This window comes from Alloalcanivorax dieselolei B5, assembly GCF_000300005.1.
Taxonomy (GTDB): domain Bacteria; phylum Pseudomonadota; class Gammaproteobacteria; order Pseudomonadales; family Alcanivoracaceae; genus Alloalcanivorax; species Alloalcanivorax dieselolei.
Genome location: NC_018691.1, coordinates 1,324,607 through 1,346,386 on the forward strand (window position 1 = coordinate 1,324,607; position 21,780 = coordinate 1,346,386).

The 21,780-nt window shown below is 55.6% G+C and carries 22 protein-coding genes; 13 read left to right on the forward strand and 9 right to left on the reverse strand.

Translation table 11 applies throughout. From position 1 onward, the window contains the following. The 11 genes from B5T_RS06050 (at position 1) to B5T_RS06100 (ending at position 10,075) form a co-directional block, all read left to right on the forward strand. On the forward strand, positions 1 to 1,587 hold the full coding sequence (locus B5T_RS06050; RefSeq protein WP_041716901.1) for a bifunctional 3-(3-hydroxy-phenyl)propionate/3-hydroxycinnamic acid hydroxylase: 1,587 nt from the start codon (positions 1 to 3) through the stop codon (positions 1,585 to 1,587). An 82-nt stretch (positions 1,588 to 1,669) separates the two neighbouring features. Beyond that, positions 1,670 to 2,329: a TetR/AcrR family transcriptional regulator gene (locus tag B5T_RS06055; protein ID WP_041717357.1), complete on the forward strand. Its 660-nt coding sequence runs from the start codon at positions 1,670 to 1,672 to the stop codon at positions 2,327 to 2,329. Between the two features lie 384 nt (positions 2,330 to 2,713). Continuing rightward, positions 2,714 to 4,012, forward strand: coding sequence for an AAA family ATPase (locus B5T_RS22490; protein ID WP_014993595.1), 1,299 nt, complete (start codon positions 2,714 to 2,716; stop codon positions 4,010 to 4,012). Further along, positions 4,005 to 4,631, forward strand: coding sequence for an HNH endonuclease (locus tag B5T_RS06065; protein WP_014993596.1), 627 nt, complete (start codon positions 4,005 to 4,007; stop codon positions 4,629 to 4,631). Before B5T_RS22490 ends, B5T_RS06065 begins: the two co-directional genes overlap by 8 nt. A gap of 462 nt (positions 4,632 to 5,093) precedes the next feature. After that, positions 5,094 to 5,453: a hypothetical protein gene (locus B5T_RS06075; RefSeq protein WP_014993597.1), complete on the forward strand. Its 360-nt coding sequence runs from the start codon at positions 5,094 to 5,096 to the stop codon at positions 5,451 to 5,453. A 72-nt stretch (positions 5,454 to 5,525) separates the two neighbouring features. Then, positions 5,526 to 6,200: a DUF5677 domain-containing protein gene (locus B5T_RS22975; protein WP_148279210.1), complete on the forward strand. Its 675-nt coding sequence runs from the start codon at positions 5,526 to 5,528 to the stop codon at positions 6,198 to 6,200. A gap of 77 nt (positions 6,201 to 6,277) precedes the next feature. Beyond that, positions 6,278 to 7,012: a hypothetical protein gene (locus B5T_RS06085; protein ID WP_041716904.1), complete on the forward strand. Its 735-nt coding sequence runs from the start codon at positions 6,278 to 6,280 to the stop codon at positions 7,010 to 7,012. Between the two features lie 382 nt (positions 7,013 to 7,394). Continuing rightward, positions 7,395 to 7,661 carry a type II toxin-antitoxin system ParD family antitoxin gene (locus B5T_RS06090; RefSeq protein WP_014993600.1) on the forward strand — a complete coding sequence of 89 codons (267 nt, stop codon included), beginning with the start codon at positions 7,395 to 7,397 and terminating at the stop codon, positions 7,659 to 7,661. A gap of 41 nt (positions 7,662 to 7,702) precedes the next feature. Then, entirely contained in the window at positions 7,703 to 7,897 is a 195-nt protein-coding gene (locus B5T_RS23820; RefSeq protein WP_407919064.1) for a hypothetical protein, read from the forward strand. Between the two features lie 42 nt (positions 7,898 to 7,939). After that, complete coding sequence (locus tag B5T_RS06095; RefSeq protein ID WP_014993602.1) at positions 7,940 to 8,545, forward strand: TetR/AcrR family transcriptional regulator; 606 nt, start codon at positions 7,940 to 7,942, stop codon at positions 8,543 to 8,545. Positions 8,546 to 9,034: 489 nt separating this feature from the next. Next, positions 9,035 to 10,075, forward strand: coding sequence for a hypothetical protein (locus B5T_RS06100; protein WP_148279211.1), 1,041 nt, complete (start codon positions 9,035 to 9,037; stop codon positions 10,073 to 10,075). A gap of 455 nt (positions 10,076 to 10,530) precedes the next feature. Here the strand turns inward: B5T_RS06100 and tnpC are convergent, their stop codons facing one another. The 9 genes from tnpC to B5T_RS23355 form a co-directional block, all read right to left on the reverse strand. After that, positions 10,531 to 12,108 carry an IS66 family transposase gene (gene tnpC, locus B5T_RS06105; RefSeq protein ID WP_014992699.1) on the reverse strand — a complete coding sequence of 526 codons (1,578 nt, stop codon included), beginning with the start codon at positions 12,106 to 12,108 and terminating at the stop codon, positions 10,531 to 10,533. 74 nt (positions 12,109 to 12,182) lie between these two features. Beyond that, on the reverse strand, positions 12,183 to 12,518 hold the full coding sequence (gene tnpB / locus B5T_RS06110) for an IS66 family insertion sequence element accessory protein TnpB (protein WP_014992698.1): 336 nt from the start codon (positions 12,516 to 12,518) through the stop codon (positions 12,183 to 12,185). Then, complete coding sequence (gene tnpA, locus B5T_RS06115) at positions 12,515 to 12,898, reverse strand: IS66-like element accessory protein TnpA (RefSeq protein ID WP_041716686.1); 384 nt, start codon at positions 12,896 to 12,898, stop codon at positions 12,515 to 12,517. Before tnpA ends, tnpB begins: the two co-directional genes overlap by 4 nt. A 265-nt stretch (positions 12,899 to 13,163) precedes the next feature. Further along, positions 13,164 to 13,700, reverse strand: a complete 537-nt coding sequence (locus tag B5T_RS06120; protein WP_014993606.1) for a hypothetical protein — start codon at positions 13,698 to 13,700, stop codon at positions 13,164 to 13,166. After that, the gene (locus B5T_RS06125) at positions 13,697 to 15,373 is read right to left on the reverse strand and encodes a DEAD/DEAH box helicase family protein (RefSeq protein WP_014993607.1); all 1,677 of its coding nucleotides are present in this window, start codon (positions 15,371 to 15,373) and stop codon (positions 13,697 to 13,699) included. Before B5T_RS06125 ends, B5T_RS06120 begins: the two co-directional genes overlap by 4 nt. Position 15,374: 1 nt before the next feature. Further along, complete coding sequence (locus B5T_RS06130) at positions 15,375 to 17,717, reverse strand: ATP-binding protein (protein ID WP_014993608.1); 2,343 nt, start codon at positions 17,715 to 17,717, stop codon at positions 15,375 to 15,377. A gap of 14 nt (positions 17,718 to 17,731) precedes the next feature. After that, positions 17,732 to 18,934: a DNA cytosine methyltransferase gene (locus tag B5T_RS06135; RefSeq protein WP_014993609.1), complete on the reverse strand. Its 1,203-nt coding sequence runs from the start codon at positions 18,932 to 18,934 to the stop codon at positions 17,732 to 17,734. Further along, on the reverse strand, positions 18,921 to 19,334 hold the full coding sequence (locus B5T_RS06140) for a very short patch repair endonuclease (protein WP_014993610.1): 414 nt from the start codon (positions 19,332 to 19,334) through the stop codon (positions 18,921 to 18,923). Before B5T_RS06140 ends, B5T_RS06135 begins: the two co-directional genes overlap by 14 nt. 424 nt (positions 19,335 to 19,758) lie before the next feature. After that, a complete protein-coding gene (locus B5T_RS23355) occupies positions 19,759 to 19,902 on the reverse strand; it encodes a hypothetical protein (protein WP_167321203.1) in 144 nt (47 codons plus the stop codon). Positions 19,903 to 20,012: 110 nt separating this feature from the next. Between B5T_RS23355 and B5T_RS06145 the strand changes: the two genes are divergently transcribed. Next, a complete protein-coding gene (locus B5T_RS06145) occupies positions 20,013 to 20,243 on the forward strand; it encodes a helix-turn-helix domain-containing protein (RefSeq protein ID WP_014993612.1) in 231 nt (76 codons plus the stop codon). Between the two features lie 64 nt (positions 20,244 to 20,307). Next, positions 20,308 to 21,450 (forward strand): FMN-dependent L-lactate dehydrogenase LldD, encoded by a 1,143-nt coding sequence (lldD, locus tag B5T_RS06150; RefSeq protein ID WP_014993613.1) that lies wholly within the window; start codon positions 20,308 to 20,310, stop codon positions 21,448 to 21,450. Positions 21,451 to 21,780 lie beyond the last annotated feature (330 nt).

Genomic DNA, 21,780 nt, shown 5'->3' on the forward strand with positions numbered 1-21,780 from the left:
ATGACGAATAAAAAGGCTCTGCCACGGACCACGGACGTGCTGGTGATCGGCTATGGCCCGGTGGGCGCCGCGCTCTGCGCGCTGCTGGGCCGCTACGGCGTGACCACCCTGGTGGTGGACAAGGTGGCCGAGGTGATGCTGGCGCCCCGCGCCATCGCCCTGGACAACGAGGCCCTGCGTATCCTGCAAATGGCCGGGCTGGGCGAAGACGCCTTCGAGCGCATCGCCATCCCGGAAGTGAAAATGCACTGCCCCTACCTGGGCCAGTTCGGCCGCGCCAACACTTCCGGCACCATCGATGACCACCCCAAGCTGGTGACCTTCTACCAGCCGGACCTGGAGCGCGCCCTGCGGCGGCAGGTGGCCGCTTATCCCGACGTGACCTTCCGCGACGGCTATGAGCTGGTCGACCTCGACCAGTCCGACACCGGAGTCACGGCCCACCTCAAGGACCGCGACGGTCGCCGGTACGAGATCACCGCCCGCTACCTGGTGGGCGCGGACGGCGCCAGCTCCACCGTGCGCGGCCTGATCGGCCAGGACTTCCAGGGCGAGACCTACCCGGAGGACTGGCTGATCGTCGACGCCAAGGCCCGCGAAGGCAAAGCCATCGACCACGTGGAATTCCTTTGCGACACCCGGCGTCCCACCCCGCACATGCCCGCCCCCGGCGGCCGGGAACGCTGGGAGTTCATGCTCCAACCCGGCGAAACCCATGAGGACATGGAGCGCCCGGAAAAAGTCGCCGAACTGCTGGCCCCCTGGGTCACCCCGGAAGACCTGGTGATCGAACGCAAGGCGGTGTACCGCTTCCACGCCCGCTGCTGCGCCACCTTCCAACAGGGGCGGGTGTTTCTCGCCGGCGACGCCGCCCACATCACGCCGCCCTTCGTCGGCCAGGGCCTGGTGGCCGGCCTGCGGGACGTGGCCAACCTGGGCTGGAAACTGGCCTGGGTGGTCAAAGGCCAGGCCGCCCCGGTCCTGCTCGACAGCTACGATCGGGAACGCCGCCCCCACGCCAAGAAGATGATCGGGCTGGCCAAGCTCATGGGCAGCCTGGTCATGCCCCGCAGCCGCTTCAAGGCGATCACGGTGCACGGCGCCATGCGCCTGGGCCGCCTGGTGCCGCTACTGCGCCGTCAGATCGAGGAACTGGAAATCAAACCACCCAACCGATTCCGCAAAGGCTTTCTGATCAAGGGCCGTGGCCGCAAAGGCGTCACCCGCGGCGCCCTGCTTGCCCAGGGCCTGGTCCGCCACGACGGCCACATCCGCCCCAGCGACGACGTGCTCGGCGACCACCTCACCCTGATCGGCTTCGGCGTCGATCCCCGCGAATGTCTCGATGACGCCTCGCAAGCCCGCTGGCAAGCTCATGGCGGCGCCTTCCTGCGGGTGGGCCTGCGCGGCCAGCACCCGGGCGCCGGCACCGCCTTCGCCGAGGATCTCTCGGACTGCCTGGCCAACGGCCCCTCCCGGGGCACCCTGGTGGTGTGCCGCCCGGACCGCGTCATCCTTCACGACGGCCCGGCCCGCAACGCGGAACGCATCGTCGAGGACTGCCTTAAGGCGCTCACGGCTGCCTAAAGGCGCTTATGATGAAGGACTCTCAATATTGAGCTTTTCCCAGTATCATGACGCCACCCAAGCCCACGGTTGGAACGGTCTCATGGCAAAAAAAGCGACGCCCGGCCCGCGCAAAGCCCCGGCCAGCAGCCTGACTCGGGGCCACAAAAAGAAAGCCCGCACCCGGCAGCAGCTGGTGGACGCCGCCCTGCGCATCTACGCCCGCGCCGGCGTCGGCGACCTCGCCCTCAACACCCTGGCCGAAGAAGCCGGCGTCTCCAACGGCACCGTCTACAACTACTTTCGCTCCCGCGAGCAGGTGCTCGAAGCCGTCGGCCTGGAGCTGGCCGTCCAGCTCTCGGAACAGATCCTCACCGTCAGCGAAGCCGTCGACAGCGGCGCCGAACGCCTCAGCATCGCCGTGCGCACCTTCATGAACAAAGCCCGCACCGACCCGGACTGGACCCGCGCCCTGATCACCGTGGTCCGCTACGCCGAAGGCATGCGCTCCACCCTCGCCACCTACCTCCGCGCCGACCTGCAAGCCGGCCGCCGCCAAGGCGACTTCCACTACGCCCACGAAGAAATGGCCATGAGCATGGTCATCTCCGCGACCCTGGGCGCCATGAACCTGCTGGTGGAAGACGGCGAGGTGGAACACGCCGACCGTATTGCGGCGGAGATGGTGCTGCAGGCGCTGGGGGTGCCGCCGGAGAAGGCTAAGGGGATTGCTGGGTTGCCGTTGCCGGGGGAGGGTGGCTAGACGGCTTTCCCGTGGCGTGGGGGCTGACCTATGATTTATCTGATTTGGCTAATTAGTAAGGGCTTACTTAAAAGACCGTCGGAGCTTGGGCGTTGGCGGCTTTTTGTTTTTGGGGGTAGAGGGTTGGCCGAGATGCCAGGGAAATGGCGGTTTGAAGCGTTTGTCAGTGGGTGGTTTTTCTGGTCTTATTTTGCGTTGGGGGAACTCAGGAAAAGAGTTATGACGCTGGCGCGTTCATTGGATATTGGCGCTGGCGTCCTAATTCCTGTTATACGGTATCGCACGAATCAGCGCTGTTTAACCCTTTACTGCCATAGGTATTTGATGGGGCTGTGGCTCAACGTTAGAAGAGACATTATTTTAAAAGTTTAAGGGAATTCAACTATGCACTACAAAACGATATCAATTGATAAATGGCGTCAATTTCGAAAGGTGCATATTGAATTGCATAAAAACTTGACACTTTTGACTGGACCGAATGGTTCCGGCAAAAGTACCTTATTGTCTCTCCTTGAATTGAGCATGCAATCAAACTATCGAGAGCCTTTCCTCGCCACGCCTGTCAATGACCAGAAAACAGGGAAATCTGGTTACTCACTGGGTACGCTCTTTGCCCGCTTTAATCCCTTTATAAAGACTGAAGAGAGTAATGAGCAGTCTGTACAGCACGAAATCGGAGCAATAGTTTACAGTTCGGGTGCGGTAGCTAAATTACGGACAAGCAACTCGGACGCCTTGCAGTATCATGTCAACCTGTCTAATCAAAATACAGTTGTCGGCTTTAAGATTGCATCTCACCGAGCGCTACCAAGGTACCAGGCTGTTCAATCTTTACCTGTTTCGGGAATGCGGCCGAAAGAAGCGTTCGAATATTTTTCTCAAGCTCAAAGCCACTACCAACGTGGCGATCGCTACCATCGCGAGGGCAAAACAGTTCAAAATCCCGTTGCCCCAATGAAGGAAACTCTGATCGGATTTGCCGCGTTTGGAGCTGATAATGCGCACATGAAGGCTGTTCCAGAACTCATTGGTCTGTATGACGATTTTCAGAACCTCCTGAGCACTCTGCTACCTGAAGAAATAGGTTTCCAGCGGCTAGAGGTTCGCAGTCCAGAAATAGTGGTTGTCTCTAAAGCGGGCGAGTTTCCCATAGACTCTGCGTCAGGCGGACTTATGTCTCTGGTCCAAACCGCGTGGCAAATTTTTCTCTATACAAAAGGACATGGAGAAGCGGCGGTCGTACTAATCGATGAGCCTGAAAATCACCTTCACCCATCTCTGCAACGAGACTTTCTTGGGAACCTTGTAAGAGCGTTTCCTAGTGTCCAGTTTGTCGTAGCAACGCACTCCCCATTCGTTATTACTTCCGTGAGAGATTCTAAGGTATATGCGCTTCGATACTCACAATTCGACAAAAATGCGAATGAGTCTGGATCAGCCGTGACGGCCCAAGAGATCGATTTTGTCAGCAAAGCGAGAACCGCGGATAAGATTCTTGATGAGGTTCTTGGGGTATCTGTCACTATACCTGTCTGGGCTGAGCATGACCTTACTCTGATCGTAAATAGGTTTGAAAGAACTGAATTGTCAGAGGTCGCTATAAATAATCTCCGCGCAGAGCTGGAATCAGCAGGGTTGTCTGAGTTTCTTCCTGAAGCAATAGGGAGGATTGCTCGTGATTAAGCTTACCAAAGGCCCTGAGCCAGAAGTCTTGATTAACAATAAGGGGAGGTGGACGCGTGATCTTCTCGCTGCTATCGAGGAGGGAAATGCGGAGAAAATAAGGGCGGTGACGAAGCGTTATAATCATTCAGAAGTGAAGACCGCGCTAAAGGAAGAAACTCGCCAAAAATGCGCCTACTGCGAAGCAAATGTCACAGATGTGGCCCATGGTGACATCGAACACGTCGCCCCAAAATCTATAAGTAGGGATAAAACATTTGAGTGGGAAAATCTTACCTTCACCTGCCAAATCTGCAATCAAAATAAATCGAATAAAGAAGGTTTTGTAGATCCATATAAGGAAGAACCCGATGAACATATCTTCTTCGCCGGGGCATTTGCCAAGGGCAAGAGTTTAAAGGGGACTCTAACAGTAGCTGAACTGAAATTAAATAGAATTGCTCTGATCGAGAGTCGAAACCGCGAAATTGAGCGCTATGCCGACCAATTGGAAAAGGTTTTTCTAATCCCGGATGAGCGCACTAAAGAATTGCTCCTAGCGAGCATGCTGAATGAGTTAGATGGCGGCCGGCCAGAATTTATTGCGGCTTGCCGTATGGTATTAAGTCAATACAGATAGGTAGCGGATTAACGGTCCGCGGGCTGGCATGTCTGGGCGAGTTGTAGTCCGCTTAATATACTGTATAACAAGCGGCTGTTTGTCGGACGCACCTGCGCTGGGGCTCCTCCGGTGCGCCGCAAAACCAGGGCGCTAGGCATCAATCAGAGGGGGGGCGCAAATTGTCAGAAGCAAGTGCGATGACCTTCATTGTGTCGCGTGGCAATGAGGCGGGGATTGTGCTTACGCCACACCTGCACGAAGATGGCAAGTATGTCGCAAGCATGACTGACTATATTCGGGTTGAGTCAATCCGGGAGCTCAGGATCCTAGCCAAGCATGGTTTCGGCATCCGTATGATTAGTGACAGCAGCGTGAAACAGCGGGCGCCTAGCCTCATTTCACCTAGCTCTTTGTAGATCGAGCACCGCGGCCAGCTGTCGAGACCTAATACCTGTTATAGCTTAGGCGAGGTATGAAGCATTGATTGAGTTATTTGAGATCTACGGCGTTCAGCTTTCCGCACTGGGTGCGGCGATCGCTTTCATATTCGGCGTGTACAAATTTCAAGCTGAAAGGAAAGCCACCCATTTCTGGAGGGAATTCGAGGCTTATCATAAGCTTGTCAAGGAACTGGTAGAGCCGTCATCCGAGGACGGCGCCATGTATGTGGATCGTCAGGCCGCTGCAGTTTACGAGCTACGCTTTTATAGCCGTTACTATCCACACTCGCTCAGGATGCTCAAAGGTCTTAGAGAAAAGTGGGGGGCTGTTTCAGGCCGGTACCCTCGACTAATAGATGAACTGGATTTAAGTATCGAATACATCAGTGGCAGGCTATAAAAATCGGAATCAATTCGGCCCTTCGACGTCGCTTCGCTCGTTGTCGTGGGCGTTAGGCGTATAGGAGGCTGAGTGCCGGAACTAGAAGACGTCTGTGCAAACCTCAGGGAACATTCGGCGATGCTTGCGCAATCGTCGGAGAATCAATGGCCGAATACTCCTTCGCCAGTTGATGAACCGGTGCGGAGCATCCTTATCAGGGGCTCGGAAATTATTCGAGGAGCTGCCGATCTTGGCGTGTCAGAAAACCCGACCGCATTGGCAATCTTGTCTCGGCAGTTACTGGAATTGTTCATATCGCTTCACTGGGTAACATCGTCGTCAGATCGAGCGGAAAGGTACACTGAATTTTCACTAAATGAACTTGATCGACTGACGCAGATGGCCATGAAAGACGGCTTGCTCTCCGTAAAGGAAATAGCAGGCGGCGCCGACGCCACGAAGGAATTTCTGTCAGAGCGAGATAGGCCCCAAAAGGGCGTTTCGATTGAGCAACAGGCCCGTGAATCCGGGATTCTACACCTTTACCAGGTTTTCTACAGGTTCATGTCATTAGATACACACGGAAAATCCAAAACGGTAATTGATAAAGTCAAACGTTCAGAGTTAACACTAGTCCACCTTCAAGCAGTGGGCGCAATGTCACAAGTGTTTGGGCATACTGCCATATTATGGCTGCTTCATCGTCAAAGACCTACTAATGATAAAATACGTGAACTTTTGGGGCTCAATAGCAAAGCTGTCTAATAGTCGCGGGCACAGAGGCGGCTGGCTGCGCTGCCACTACAAGGCCGCGCGTGCTGCGGGTGTTACGGGGCTAACTCATGAGCTCTGAGCTTAGAAGAACGCTGGCCCTGGGTCAGGAATTGCTCAATGCAGTTAGCTTAATAAAAGCCGGTTTTGGTCAGATTCAACATATCGGTTCTGGAAATGATTTCTACCACCTGCCGCTGCTGACGTTGGCTAGTGGTTTTGAGCGGTTCATGAAAGTCACATTGTGCTTTCGCTGTCTTGAGGGAAATGGCAGCTTTCCAACCAAAGCGATTTTTCCGTCGGGGCGAAGAGGACATGACCTCAATCTCTTGCTCAAAAAAATCCGAACAGAATGCTTCTTGGTTGATTATATTAACAATGTCCCAGTAGCTCAGAGTGATTTCGAATACTTAAATTCAAAGGGCCTTCTTGCTTTCGTTTCTGTGCTTAGTGATTTTGGGCAAGCGGCGCGGTATCACAATCTGGACGTAATCGTAGGTCGCCAAGTGCAGACTAACGATCCTGACGCAGCGTGGCAACGCCTCGAAACTGAGATCCTTTTGGCTCGCAAGGATTTTATGGATGAGATAGAAAAGAATCCTGCTAGCAACCGAATTCGCATAGAAATCAACAACGAGGTTGTTTCCCGACTTGAACGGTTGGCGCGGGCTATCGCAAGGCTATACACGATAGGTGGGATCGGTAGCGAAGCCAAAAGGTACCTGGTGTACATCGGCTGTTTTCTCCACTTGACGGATGCTGGGCTTGGAACAAAAAAGTATGAACTTTCGGGCAGGGCTCCGTAGCAATCAGCCGCATAACAACCGATTTCCCGCTGCTTCGCGGCTCCAAGGGTGCGTTGACGCCAATGGGTGACGCCGTGATGGCGCCTTCGCGCCCGAAATGCGGGTGCCGATGATACTCATGCACTGGCCTACAACAGCCTGCCAGACGGAGTATTCCAGAGGCTTTCACGCCTATGCGCAACGATCAATGCTATGCGCAATCAATGCTGCGTATAGGCAGGACTAAAAGGCCGTAAGACCGGCACCGACGACGAGCGCAAAGGCTTTTGAGGGTGCCTGGACAAACACCGTGCCTGCTGCCGCCGGTTGGTAGACGGAATTGATCCGGCGCAAAAGCTCGGTATGATATTGACATGCTATTTGGGGTCCAGGAGTACCCACTATGAGCATGCACCGGAAAACCATCACCCTGACCGAACAACAAGACGGCTGGGTAAAAAGCCGGATCGAAAGCGGCCAGTTCGGCAACGACAGTGAGTATATCCGCCATCTGATCCGGCAGGACCAGCAAGCCCAGGAACGGCTTGCCACTCTCAGGCAGGCCCTGGTTGAGGGTGAAGCAAGCGGCGAGCCCAAGCCGGTCGATATGGCGGCGATCAAGGCGGCTGGCCGTAAGCGGATGAAGGCGCCGGAGTGGTGCGCACGCTGAGCCTTACACCAAAGGCGGAATCCGACCTCATCGACATCTGGGTGTATACCTGCGAAGAGTGGGGCGTGGATCAGGCCGATGACGACCTTGATCAGCTGTATGCGGGCATGAGGCCGCTGATTCTGGACCGACTACGCCCATGTTCTTCCCGGGTATCGCTGATTGCAGGTCGAGCATCGCGCGGTGTTCTATCGAGTGCTGGAAGCGAAGGTGCTAGTGGTTCGTGTGCTGCATGAGTACATGGATGCACCGGAAAGGCTTTTGGATTAAGCGAGTACGTGTTCCCCGGTGCCGCTCCGAATGGCTCTCGGCCCCATCTGTGGCGTCTCTGTGGGCCATGCAGCCGACAACAACGGCTGGACGCCGCCCTGCGCATCTACGCCCGCGCCGGCGTCGGCGACCTCGCCCTCAACACCCTCGCCGAAGAAGCCGGCGTCTCCAACGGCACCGTCTACAACTACTTCCGCTCCCGCGAAAAAGTGCTCGAAGCCGTCGGCCTGGAACTGGCCGTCCAGCTCTCCGAGCAGATCCTCACCGTCAGCGGAGCCGTGGACAGCGGCGCCGAACGCCTCAGCATCGCCGTGCGCACCTTCATGAACAAAGCCCGCACCGACCCGGACTGGACCCGCGCCCTGATCACCGTGGTCCGCTACGCCGAAGGCATGCGCTCCACCCTCGCCACCTACCTCCGCGCCGACCTCCAAGCCGGCCGCCGCCAAGGCGACTTCCACTACGCCCACGAAGAAATGGCCATGAGCATGGAGATCTCCGCCACCCTGGGCGCCATGAACCTGCTGGTGGAAGACGGCGAAGTGGAGCATGCAGACAGTATTGCCGCGGAGATGGTGCTGCAGGCGCTTGGGGGTGCCGTCGGAGAAGGCTAAGCGGATTACTGGGTTGGCGTTGCCGGAGGAGGGTGAATAGCTGGAATCGACGCAGCTTGAGGACTGACCTGGGGTTTATCTGATTTGGGGAATTAGTAAGGGCTTACTTAGAAGGCTGTTGGGGGCCTTTATGTCTTTGGGTGAGATAAGGTTGGCCTGGATGTCAGGAGGCGGGTGTCTCGAAGCGTTTGTCAGTGGAGGACTTTTGTGGTCTTATTTTGTGTAAGAGGAAATAGAAAAAAGAGATATGACACTGGGGCGTTCATTGGATATTCACGTCGGTGCCCCAATGCCTGTGATACTCGAGACGCAGAATGAAAATAATAATCAAAGATCTAAAGGAAACAAAGGGCTTATGACGGCCCTTTGATTGGCACGTTACTTACAAGTTTTAGTTTCACAGACGATGGCCAGGGCCTATTGGAGGAGCGCCCATTATCGGGACCGTGGGTTCGACCCCCACTCCTGGCCCCCAATCGATGGTATGAAATGACTAAGGCAAGGCTGGAGTGGAAGGTTAGTGGATTGCTCCCAATCCCCATTCCCGACAATTGCAAGTATTTTCAAAAGCGTTGTGACCTTGGCTATTCAAGCCGAGTCTTTGGTCGAAGCGATATTGATGTGCAGACTTTCACGTTGACGCCCACAAGCCTTTTCCATCAACTTATCGATGCTGAAAACGTACGAAGCTGCGATATACCAACAAAGTCACTTCCTTACGATATCGAAGTTCGCGGTATGCGGCTTCTGGTTTCTTTCCGAATTCGTGTATTTTTCAATCAGGTAATGGTAGTTACCGTGAGAGTGCTGCCGCAGCTAGAGGAACCATTTGAGGACCTTATAACGTTATCAGTTCTTTCCAATCATCCGTCGCTGGAGGCACTGATTCGAACCATATTCAATGCGCATTTCTGCCCGAAACCAAGTTTTATGGCAGTGCAGGGAAAGGTTTCTAAGCCGCTGATAAGGATCTATGACCGAGAGTCATCAGATCAAGAGCTTGTCGATCTTGTGTCTCGTCACCCCGGTATGAATGGGAGGGCTACCTCGGAGATGCTCGCTAAAAATAGTGAACTGAACTTCAATGACGACTTAATGCTTATAGATAAACAAGGTGTGGTACTGCGTTGCGGTTCTCTCGATAGAATAGGGCAACACAATCGGTTTCGGAGAGTCGAAGCACTATTTGAGTACGCTATGTGCCTTTCTACATTTATAGAGAGTGAGGTTAACGGGCTCACCTCGATGGAATCAACGGGTAGTTCGGAGTGGCGCGATGCGCATTTAAGATTAGTGGAGCGGGATGTTGTTCCGAAAAGCGTAAGCGCCCGACGCGCATGGCAACTGATAAGTAGTGAGTTGCAGCTAGCCAACTTGGAGGATGGCGGCGTACCCGAGGGGCTGGAACTCTATCCAGATCTGACCGCTAGCAAAAAGCATTGGTATGAGCGACCTCTGGGCCTAATTTTTATAGGTGTGTCTGTCGTAATTTTAAGTACCGTCTTAGTTTCAGTGCTGGGCCTGGGCTAGGATGTGTGAATATAACAGGAAACAGAAAAAAGAAGCTATCGCAGTCTTCCCGGCGCAGAGCGAAAGGAAAAAGATCAAGTCATAATAATAGCCCAGAGTCCGGGTTGAAGGATTTATCCGAAGCATATCTGAAGAAAGATTGGAAAGGTGGATAACATAGAGTCGGCACTGTTATATCTTCCGCCGTTTCGCCGGTCCAAACCGGCAGGTGTGTCAAGTGTCGTGAAGTTGAATGCACATGCCTACTAATATTCAGAGCCTTAAGCTGGCCATTGAAGAATGGTTGATTCGCAACCAAATCGACAAAGACACATTGTCCTATGAAATTTCTGATGTCGTGACCGTGGAGAACTTCACCTAAACGATGCTGATTTGGTTCGGTTATTCGAGGGTTGGTTGCACACTATGCTCGTGATACCGGGGGTAAAGAGTAAGCGTCCGGTAATCCCACCTTGTCAGGCGGAGGTCGGCGCCCAGTTTTGCGGCAGGAGTTCGTCGATGGCGTTGTTCTTGTGCGTCGGCAGCCGAGCCAGCACATCCTTCAGATACGCATAAGGATCGTGGCCGTTCAGCTTCGCCGACTGGATCAGGCTCATGACGGCGGCCGCACGTTGACCACTGCGCAGAGAGCCCGCGAACAGCCAGTTATTGCGCCCCAGCGCCCAGGGGCGGATCTGGTTTTCCACCCGGTTGTTGTCGATCGGCACCGCGCCATCGTCCAGGTAGCGCGTCAGCGCCGCCCAGCGTTTCAGGCTGTAGTCCAGGGCTTTGGCCGTACCCGAGCCGTCCGGGACTTTTTGCCGTCGGGAGATCATCCATTGGTGCAGGGCGTCGGCGATGGGCCGGGCTTTTTCGTTGCGCAAGCGCTGGCGGTCTTTATCCGGCAGATCCTTCGCCTCTCGCTCGATCCCGTACAGCGCACCGATGGACTCCAGCGCTTGGGCGGCCAGCTCACTCTTGTTGGCCACGTGCAGGTCGTGGAACTTGCGACGGGCGTGCGCCAGGCAACCGATCTCGGTAATGCCCTCGCCGAAGCCCGCCTTATAGCCAGCGTAGTCGTCACACACCAGCTTGCCATGCCAGTCCCCCAGGAAGGCGCGGGCGTGTGCGCCCGCCCGGCTGGGCGCGAAGTCGTAGACCGTGGCCTTCAGTTCAGAGAACGAGGTGCTGCAGTAAGCCCACACATAGGCCCGGTGGGTTTTCTTCTTGCCCGGTGCCAGCATCGCTACCGGCGTTTCATCCGCGTGCAGCACCGGCTGGGCTAGCAACTGGGCTCTGAGCGCATCCACCAGTGGCTGCAACCACACACCGCAGGTGCCCACCCACTCGGCCAGGGTGGAACGGGGGATCGCCAGACCGGCCCGGCCGAAGATGCGCTCCTGGCGGTACAGGGGCAGATGATCGGCGTACTTGGCCACCAGCACCTGGGCCAGCAGCCCAGACGTCGGGATGCCTTTGTCGATGACTTGCCTCGGCACCGGCGCCTGGATCAAGGTCTCGCATTGCTCGCAGGCCCACTTGCCCCGGATATGGCGCTCCACCGTGAACTCGCCCGGCACGTAGTCCAGCTTCTCGCTGATGTCCTCGCCGACGCGCTTGAGCGCACACCCACAGCGGCATTGCGTATCCTCGGGTTCATGGTGGATCAGGGTGCGGGGCAGTTGGGGCGGTAGCGGGGCGCGCTTGGGCTGTTGCTTGGCAGCGGCGGGGGGCGCCTGCGTTGGAAGTAACTCGGCCAGCTCCGCCTCCATGGCGGCCAGGTCGGCGTCGATCAGTTCGTCAAGCAACTGGCCCTGCACGCCCTTGAACTGCTCGCTGCGCCGGGCGAACTTGTGGCGCTTGAGCAGCGCCAGTTCGTGGGCCTGTTTCTCGATCACCGCGTCGCGGTGACGGATCGCTTTTTCTTGTTGGCTGAGGGTCCGGTCATTTTGGGCGAGGACCCGATCCTTGCTCTCCAAGTGATCGAACAACTCGGTGGCCAGGGCACGGAGTTGGTCGGGAGAGAGGGCGTTGAGGTCAGGGCGCGAGGTCATGCGGACAGTATGCCAAGCCAGCGCCCGGTGGGCGATTGGAGGTTGGGCGTATAGCCAACGGGAACGAGGTGTGGTTACAGCACCGAGATCACGGCCTCGTCGCCCAGTCGCTGCCAGGGCAGGCCCTGCACCAGGGCGGCCAGTTGTTCTTCATTCAGGCGCAACTGATCGCCGCGCCAAGCGTCACCCCAGTGGAACTTGCCCCGATGGAGCCGGCGGGCGCACAGCCAGATACCGAAGCCGTCGTGGATCAGCACTTTCATGCGGTTGCCCCGGCGGTTGGCGAACAGGTAAGCCTGATGTGGCTTCGCCGCACCGAACACCTGGATCACCCGGGCCAGGGCCTTGTCCGGTCCGGCGCGCATGTCCAGTGGCGCGGTGGCCAGCCAGATCTCGTCGATGCGGATCATCGCAGCAGCTCGCGTAACAGGGCCAGGCACTGATGGGCTTGCTCGGCGGGCCATTCCACGATGACCGGTCCGCCGGAGCGGGGCACTTCAATGCGGATGCGGTTACCCGACTCCTTGGCGCAAGACCGGTCAGGAGGGCTCGACGCCACCGGTACCGCCAAGGGCATAAACGCGGGTGACGTTATTGTCTGGCCGGCTTGCTCGGCTTCACGGATCCAGCGGCGGACCAGGTTGGCGTTGAGTTGGTTGTCCAGGGCGATCCGGGAGACGGACACGCCCGGTTCCTGACAGGCGGCCACGATGTGCGCCTTGAACTCACGGGAGAAGTGACGGCGACGTCGTGGTTGAGGTTGGGGCTGAGATACGCTTAACGGGTCCATCGATAGTGTCCACTAAGAAATAAGTGGACACTATCGTGAAGGCCGCAACCGTCGACTCAAGATGGGGTCGCCGGACGCTTACGGTAAAGAATACATTGAATCCTTCGGTTACTACTTTGAGCATAGGAAGAAATGCCATGAGCAGTCAGTGTTATACCCGGGAATTCAAGGACGAAGCAGTTTTAGAGGTGGATTTATGGTGGTTGCGTTGGAGAGAAGTGTGGCTTGCTTTGATTTTCGGGCGTAACCAATTATTAGAAAGCGACTAGTCAATCCAAACCACTATTTCTAAGCCCAATCTCCTGCCTACGTCGATAACTATTTCTTTCAAATCAGTATTCATGGCTTTTCCCGACTCAATGAGCACCGCTGCGTATGGTTCAGCCGCCTCTATGCTATGAGCGCGCTGAAACACCGAGATTACAACTGCCTTCCAGTCCCGGCTATTCCCCCAGCAAATGATCTTTCCGTCGCTCAATAGACGACCATGAGGCTTATCGAACTCCGCTTTAACTTTGGCATCATTTATATCTAGGCCTGCGGAGAAAAATACTTTGTTCGAACTGCTACCTAGATGCATCTTTAAATAAGGCTTTAGCAGCGAATCCTTGATATACACTCTAACTTTTCGGGGGTCCATAAAATAAGCTAGGACGCCGCCGATATCAATATCCTTGGACCAGTTCTCGTACCAGATCGCACGGTCGAGATCGGATAGGCGGGCCCAATCCAGCTCGTCTGCCTTGTTCCATATCTTTTTTTGAACCTTCTCTCGGATTTCCTTGGGAACGGCGGCACTCATTGAACTGCTCCAGGGGAAGGAGGCATAGGAAAGTTGAATTCGGGAAGCTCCAGTTTCGCGTCTCCCTCCCGGTTGAACAGATCAGCTTGATCGAGCAGCCACTCGAACATAAAGTGCCCCGCACCTTGATCAGAAAACTGAACAATACGTTCTACCAAGTCGAGTCGTTCAACGTCTCCAGAAATCGATTTCTGCAAGTCGATAACTTCGGATATTCGACGCAAATCGCTGACAAAATCCAGTACTACGACTTTATCTTTGTTCGGCGCCAATCGTAGCCCCCGGCCAAGCTGTTGAACGAATATACGGCGACTATGGGTTACTCGCATAAAGGCGAGCATGTCGACATCCGGAACATCGACGCCCTCATTGAATATGTCCACCGTCGTTACTGCGTTGATTGTGCCTCGGCGTAGCGCAGCCATGGTTTTCTCTCGGTCGCGAGGAGACATCTCTCCGGTGATGTGAGCGGATCTAAAACCATATAGTTTGAGCATGGCGGAAAAGGATTTCGCATGCTCGACGCCAGCACAGAATACGACAAGGCTGCGGCGAGATTCTCTTTTGAATGTGTCCGCGATAACTCGCGCGGCCTCTTCATCACGAGTCGATATGAGAAGCCGTGTGTTTAGTTCCTTGATTGAATACTCGTGACGCGACCTTTGTCTGACGAAGTCCCAATCGATGTTGTCAGCGAGTAATCGGTAATCTGCTTCACAAAGAAATCCGCGGCGTAAGCCTTCGTCTATCCCGATTTTCGTCACCGGCTGTCCAAGTATAGTGTCGATGTCGAAGCGATCTCCCCTCCAAGGGGTCGCGGTGGCACCACCAACCATGGGTGCGCCCAGCTGGTCGATTACGCGGCGGAAGCTTTCGGACCCAATATGGTGCGCCTCGTCGACCCAGATGAGACCGAACTCGGGTAATGTTTCGAGCCTGGGAAGAACGCTTTGGACGGTGGCAAACGTAATACCGTCCCAGAAGGTCGGCTGCTCCCCGCCAATTAGGAGGTGGGTGGGGATGTTCTTGGGTAATTGCTGCCAGAATTCCCTCTGCAACTGCTCGACCAACTCGCGCTTGTCCGCCAATACCAGGATGCGCCCCGAATCGATGACCCCATCTCGAAGTAATTGGGCAGTGGTCTCGGCCATGACTACGGTTTTTCCCAGTCCAGTGGCTAGCACCACTTGCCCGCGGCCGGTTTCCCTCAGGGAGGCAGTCAACCGCTGGACGCAATCATCCTGATAGTCGCGTAGATCGCGCCGAGCCCTAGGGTATTCTGGGCTGCGGCGCATCATTTCCAGCAGCGTCGCCGGGGGGAGTGATTCTATTCGGATGCCAAGTCTCGTCCAGCGATCGATTGAGGAGTTTAACGCCGGGCCGAATGCACGCGAGGTAGCAATGGCGAGTCGATCGGCCTTATAAAAACGAGATGCCTCCACCACTTCGTCGACCGCATTCGGATCGGGATAACTGTCGCTAGTGAATTTGCATTGTACCACCCAGAGTTGGCTATTTTTCACACCGAGCACATCCGCGCCACGGTCACCGGAGCCGCCCACAATACGGACGTCCTCGAACGCATTTTGTACCAACAGTCTCGCCACGTCGCGTTCGAAAGCCCGCCAGGAACCGTTTAGTAGGCGGCGTGAATCGAGAAAGTAACCTTCCATATCAAATAATTCCGTCCTGCCCGAGTAGTCGAACGGAAAGTGTCGCCCGAATTAATTCGTCGCGATCACATCGGTCGAGATCCCTAGGGCTTTGGGACGAAAGCCAAACTGCGTCGGCGAGATAGGCGTCATAACGTTCCAGAACGCGCTCCCTGGCTTCTTTATTCACTTTCGTGTCACCGTAATCCAGAGAGGAATAGGGTTGGGCCCAGAATCTCCCGTCGAAGAACAGTTCCGGATGCTGGCGCACGAATTGCTTGATATCTTCAGCCTCCGCATAAGAGAGAAACTCGCCCGTATCAATAACAGCTTGGGAGCTCGTTATGCCCGAAGAAGCAATTTTTCGCCTGACTTTGTCTTGAGCCGCCTGAGACAATTCAGAAAATAGCGTCTCGAATGAATTATCCTGACTGGACTCACTTATGGAATGGGCTATATCGCGGAGCGATCTTTCGGCGAAGGAGATTATGCTTTTCGGGTCCAGTTTTGCGTCTTCCGCGTATTCATTTCTAAGATCGGAAAGGATCGTAGAAAACACTGCTGAGTTTGGACTCGCTTCTTTCAAGAACTCGTAAGTTTTAAATGCCAGCTCGCAGAGCACTGCGTCCATAGGGGTCATGGTTACCGAACGGAAGACAGGGTGATCTGGATCGAATAGGAATAGGTAAGTCCGGGTGCCGGGGTCTTCAATTTTAAGAGTCCATGGGGCTTTGACGGGTAAATCAGGGTCGTTGGAGGTAACCATGAACGCCTCCACGGTGAACTCGACTTTCAGCAGGGGGTGTTTATAAACCCTGGATAGTTCGTGCAATTTTTGCCGTGCGGGTGCGATGGGTTCGCTTTTGTACTCTTCCCCGGTTTCAGAAATAGTAGAAGAATCCCTTTCCTCGGTAGCTGTGCCATCATCTTCGTCTAAAAATCCTTCCGGCACTGCGGGAGAGGCTGACCCTGGGCCAGTTGTGGTCGGTGTTCCTCCGACTATGCCACGGTCTTCTTCCTCGACCAGTTCGTACCACTTCTCGTCGCCCTGGTAGTCCGGGTCTCCTTTATGAAACAGATCGGCCATCTCTAAGGCGCGCTCATTGTTCTTGACCGCCAGAATGCGTGACCATCGCCCAGTCTTCCCTTGCGGACTGCTGCGGCGGAACGCCTGAAATAAACGATATAGGGGCGCATTTGATGGCTCGAACGCCAAAGCCTTGGCTTTTTGCGGTTGCAGCGGTCCCTCACCTCGCACCAGGGTCACCATTTCCGACCATGATGTGTCATCACGTTCGAAGCGGTCCTTCGTGTAACTCACCCGGCAGTGGTCCAGGTGTATCTCGCCAATAAAGCGACCACGATTACGCTGATCGTCAATGGGGTATTCCCGCTCGCTCCGCTCTCCACCGGTCCAAACGAACAGATCTTTGTTTTGGGCTTCGATAACGCGCCCATTCCTGATGATGTCGATGCCGAAATCTTCTTCGTGCATGTATCGTTGAAGCCCTACCCAGCCGTGAAGTCGGCGTTTCAGCTCGACGGTCTTGCATTCGGGGCTGCCTGTAGGGCAGCCTTGTTCTCCGGAAAAAGACAGCATGCAGCTGAGACAGTAGTGCCGTGACGGCAACTCGAAATCGAACGATTCCACAGCGTGAACTGGTTTTCCATCGCTGCCCTGTACCGAGCGATCGGGGTCCCAATGGCATGGGCGCTTGGCCTGTATAGTTTGGCTATTGATTTGGAGCGTGAAAGCGTCTTTCGACAAAAGCAGAGGCGCATAGATCCGCGCCAGTTGCCGTCGTATTTTGTTAAGATTCGCGCTCTTTGAGAAATACGTTCTCTGATCGGCTTTCAATCTAAGAACCTTGATCTCGGTACCGTGGGTGGCTGGATCGGGCTTGGGGCGGGCCAAGCGGGGAGTCTGATACGCGCGCGTTCGACGCAATTCATTCAAATCGATTCGCAGGCCGGTCCATTCTTTGTCACCGCTCCTCGTGGTATACACTTCGGTGACCATGCCCAGGCGAGCGGTCGCGATATTGAATCCCATTCCGAAAAGCCCGAGGTTGTCCAGAGGATTGTTACCGCTCCATCCGGCGCGGACCGCGTGCTCCAGTTGTTCCAAAGTCATACCGGGGCCGTTGTCCCGAACAGTGACGCTCGCATCGTCCTTGTTTTGTGTGGGCAGGCTGATGACAACCGATGGGGCTTCGACGTCGGCACTGTCCCGGCGCGCGTTGATGAAAGCGTCGATGCTATTGTCGATTAGCTCGGCCAGGCACTTCCATTGATCGAGGTTAATTTCCCCGAGGATTTGTAAAACCCGGGGATCTGGGGTCAAATCGAATTCTGAGGCAGTCATAGCGTTTCCTGTTTTCACCTAACAATTTGCCGAGTGCTAGGTTTCTTGTTGTTCTCGCATTTCATCAAACTGTTTACCACGGACTTCGCCACGACCTCGGCTAACCGAACCGGAACGGCATTTCCCAACTGCCGCATGGTTTGGCTCCAAGAGCCGTGGAATTCGTATTCGTCGGGGAATGTTTGCAGCCTCGCTGCTTCTCGCACGGTGAAGTAACGAATGCTTCCATCGTCTTTGACAAACATGTTCTCTCCACCAGGGACGCCATGGTGTCCGGCTTTCAACGTTTTCGCAGGCTCGTCAAGAGCGCTTCCAGTATGGCCCACATAAGTGCGCGCTCCCGGCGTGAAAACGTGATTTGCTATTCCGTTGTTGGGATGAACTTCGGGGTCGGGTAAGTCGAGCAACGCATCACGAGTTGTTCGCCAGCGCTCCAGCTCCAATGAATCGGCGTTGCCGCTTAGGAGTTGTACTTGTCTTGCATGCCGGTTCGGTATTTTGTGCATGCGCCGTCTATCGAGTTGGTGTTCATCCCAGTAGCTTCCATCAATCCATTTTGAGATGAGCAGGGCTGCTTCCGAATGTGTTTTTTTAGGGAAAGACCATTCGGCGCCGATATCTGATCGAATTCCGACAAAGAAAACGCGTTCCCGTTTTTGTGGTATGCCGAAATCTGCAGCATTAAGAACATTGAAAAGGACATTGTATGTTGGGGCGTTCTTGTTTGAAGAGTGATGCTTTTCTAACCGTGAACGATGTTGTATCCATTTCTCTCCCTTTTTTCGAGAGATTTGGGGGTACTGTAGTTGCAAATGTATATAGGAAAAGTAAGGGATGAAAGCTTCACGCATTAGGCCTTTGACGTTCTCAAAGATAAAGGCTTTAGGCATGAGTTCTCGGACGGCCCGTACGGCTTCCGGAAACATATCTCTTTGATCACGGTGTGCCTGGTGCTTTCCTCCCATAGAAAATGGTTGGCAGGGAGGGCCTCCGGAGACAACCGCGATATCGGAAGTCAAGGAGCTGAAGTCGAAGGTGCGCGCATCTACCTCGTGAACCGGCCAACCTTCGACGGCGTGAGCGTGGTGCCGTTGGTTTTCTCTGAAAGTCTCGCATGCATAGTGGTCCCATTCTATGACGGCGGCATGCTGGAATCCCGCGTTCCCCATACCAATTGCGAGGCCACCGGCCCCCGCGAAGAGCTCAACACTGCGCATCGAGAAATTCCTTAATCCTGTTCTTGAGCTTGCAGACATCAGCAAGCTCGCATTCCCATATGATCAACACACTCCAATTCTCCTCTCGAAGCGCTTTTTCATTCTTCAAATCTCGTTGACGGTTGGCTTCAAATTTTGCTAGCCAAAACTCTTGTCTTGACTTCGGTGTTCGCGCCAAGTGGCAACTCGGGTGGCGATGCCAAAAGCAACCATGAACGAAAATTACCTTCCTCCGCGTACGAAACACTAGATCCGGTTTGCCGGGGAGGTCCTTGGCATGCAATCGATAGCGATAGCCCATGCCATGGGTTAGTCTTCGAACCAACATCTCCGGCACGGTGTCTCGTGAGCGCACGCGTCCCATGATTTCCGAGCGTCGCGTTGGATTGACGTCGTCCATCCGTCAATCCTTTTGGGGGAGAGGTGGCCACTGATTTGCTACGTATTTCTTAGCAACGTCCCTTAATATCCACGACTGAGATGCTTTCTTATCCCGGGCGATTTGTTCCAATTTCAGATGCAAAGACGTCTTGAAACCCACGGACATGTGGGTCGTGGTCTGTATTCTTTTCTTATTGCTCGAAGCCTCTCGGCTCATGGCGGCCCCGTTAAAGTTCACCATATTACACCACGGTGGTGCAAATTCACTGCAGGGATGGAGACTGTCTCGGATTGCCGCCGGTGGGTTTGTATACTGCGCCCGGGCTCCTTGTCGAACAGAGCCTCCAGCTGTGATTTCGAACGTCATCGGCTCTTTGTCTGGACTTATATAGACCGGTGAAAGAGCGTCTTATCTTTTAGCTCGAAGAAGTCTACCAAACCGTTTAGTGAGCCAATAACGCTGCTTTTATTGCTTCCGCTCCCTTCCGATAACAAACCACAGCCAATAGCTCCGAATCAACCCAAACGCCCCAATAGCGGCTCCCACGATAGTGACCGATCTCAATGTTCGGCTTGCGCTTCTTCATGATTCCCTCCATGAGTTTCAATGATACGTAAAGTCATCATAGAGTATGTCGTCCGAATATGCTACGTATAGTATGTAGATTTATAGTCATCTATAAGAACAATTTGAAGTATGACTACTCACATTGATGACGCACAGAAAAAGCTGGGTTCCGTGATTCGGGAACGGAGGCGTGCCGCCGGTATTTCCCAGGAGGCCTTCGCCACCGAGGTTGGGATTCATCGCACCTACATCGGTGCGGTGGAGAGGGGCGAGCGCAACGTTTCCCTGGCTAACATTCTGCGTATCGCCAGGGCGTTGAACGTCTCCGCCGCCCAATTATTCAATGAGGCCGGTCTTTAGTTCGTACCGACTTCAAAGACTTCCTTTCCAAGCTTCCCGGTCGCCAACCGACCAGGTGACAACCATGATCATCTCCTCCACCCACGATTACCGCCTCGCCGCCAAACGCCGCCTGCCGCCGTTCCTGTTCCACTACATCGACGGGGGCGCGTACGACGAGCACACCCTGGCGCGCAATGTGTCGGATCTTCGCGATTTGGCGTTGCGGCAGTGGGTGTTGAAGGCGGTGGGGGAGGTGGATTTGTCGGCGCGGTTGTTCGGGGAGGCGGTGAGCCTGCCGGTGGCGTTGGCGCCGGTGGGGCTTACCGGGATGTACGCGCGGCGGGGCGAGGTGCAGGCAGCGCGGGCGGCGTCGTCGCGGGGCGTGCCGTTTACGTTGTCGTCGGTCTCGGTGTGTCCCATCGAGGAGGTGCAGCCGGCGATGACGCGGGCGATGTGGTTTCAGCTGTATGTGCTGCGCGATCGCGGTTTTATGAAGAACGCGCTGGAGCGGGCCTGGGCGGCGGGGGTGCGGACGTTGGTGTTCACGGTGGATATGCCGGTGCCGGGGGCGCGCTATCGCGATCGGCATTCGGGGATGTCCGGGCCCTTCGCGGCCTGGCGGCGCATGCTGCAGGCGGTGGCGCACCCGCGCTGGGCGTGGGACGTGGGCCTGCGCGGGCGGCCGCACGATCTGGGCAATGTGTCGGCCTACCTGGGCCACCGCATCCACCTGGAGGATTACATCGGCTGGCTGGGCGAGAACTTCGATCCGTCCATCGGCTGGCGGGACCTGGAATGGATTCGTGAGTTCTGGAAGGGCTCGATGGTGCTCAAGGGCATTCTCGATCCGGAGGACGCCCGTGAGGCGGTGCGGTTCGGCGCGGACGGCATCGTCGTCTCCAACCACGGCGGGCGCCAGCTCGATGGTGTGCTGTCCTCGGCCCGGGCCCTGCCGGCCATCGCCGACGCTGTGCGGGGCGACCTGACGATCTTGGCGGATTCCGGCGTCCGCTCTGGCCTGGACGTGGTGCGGATGCTCGCCCTGGGCGCCGATGGCGTGCTGCTCGGCCGCGCCTTCGTCTACGCCCTGGCCGCCGCCGGCGAGCAGGGCGTGGCCCATGTGCTGGACCTGATCGCCAGCGAGATGAAGGTGGCGATGACGTTGACCGGGGCCAGGGCGGTTGGGGAGATTTCGCGGGAGAGTCTGGTGCGGGCGGGTGGGTGATTCATGTCGCCTTGTTAAAGGCTGGCTTTAGTAAGTGGCACTCCGGGCGCCATATTAAACGCAGCGTTCAGTATGGAGGGGCGGATAGGGTGCGGATGGACGCTCTTCCAGTATGTAATCGGACTGCCCCGTGACCGGTGGGGCGTGCGGCCTACATCAGTAGGCCGTGCCCGGTTCCTGCGGGCTTGGAGTTCCGCCCCAATCAGGGCATAATCGATTTTGATCAATGGGTCAGTTATTTAACCGTTTTTGTGCAAGGCTAACCCGTTTTGTGCAGCGGTCGGCCAGATTCACCGCTTTTGGTTGTCCATAAGCCGTTTTATTCGGAGA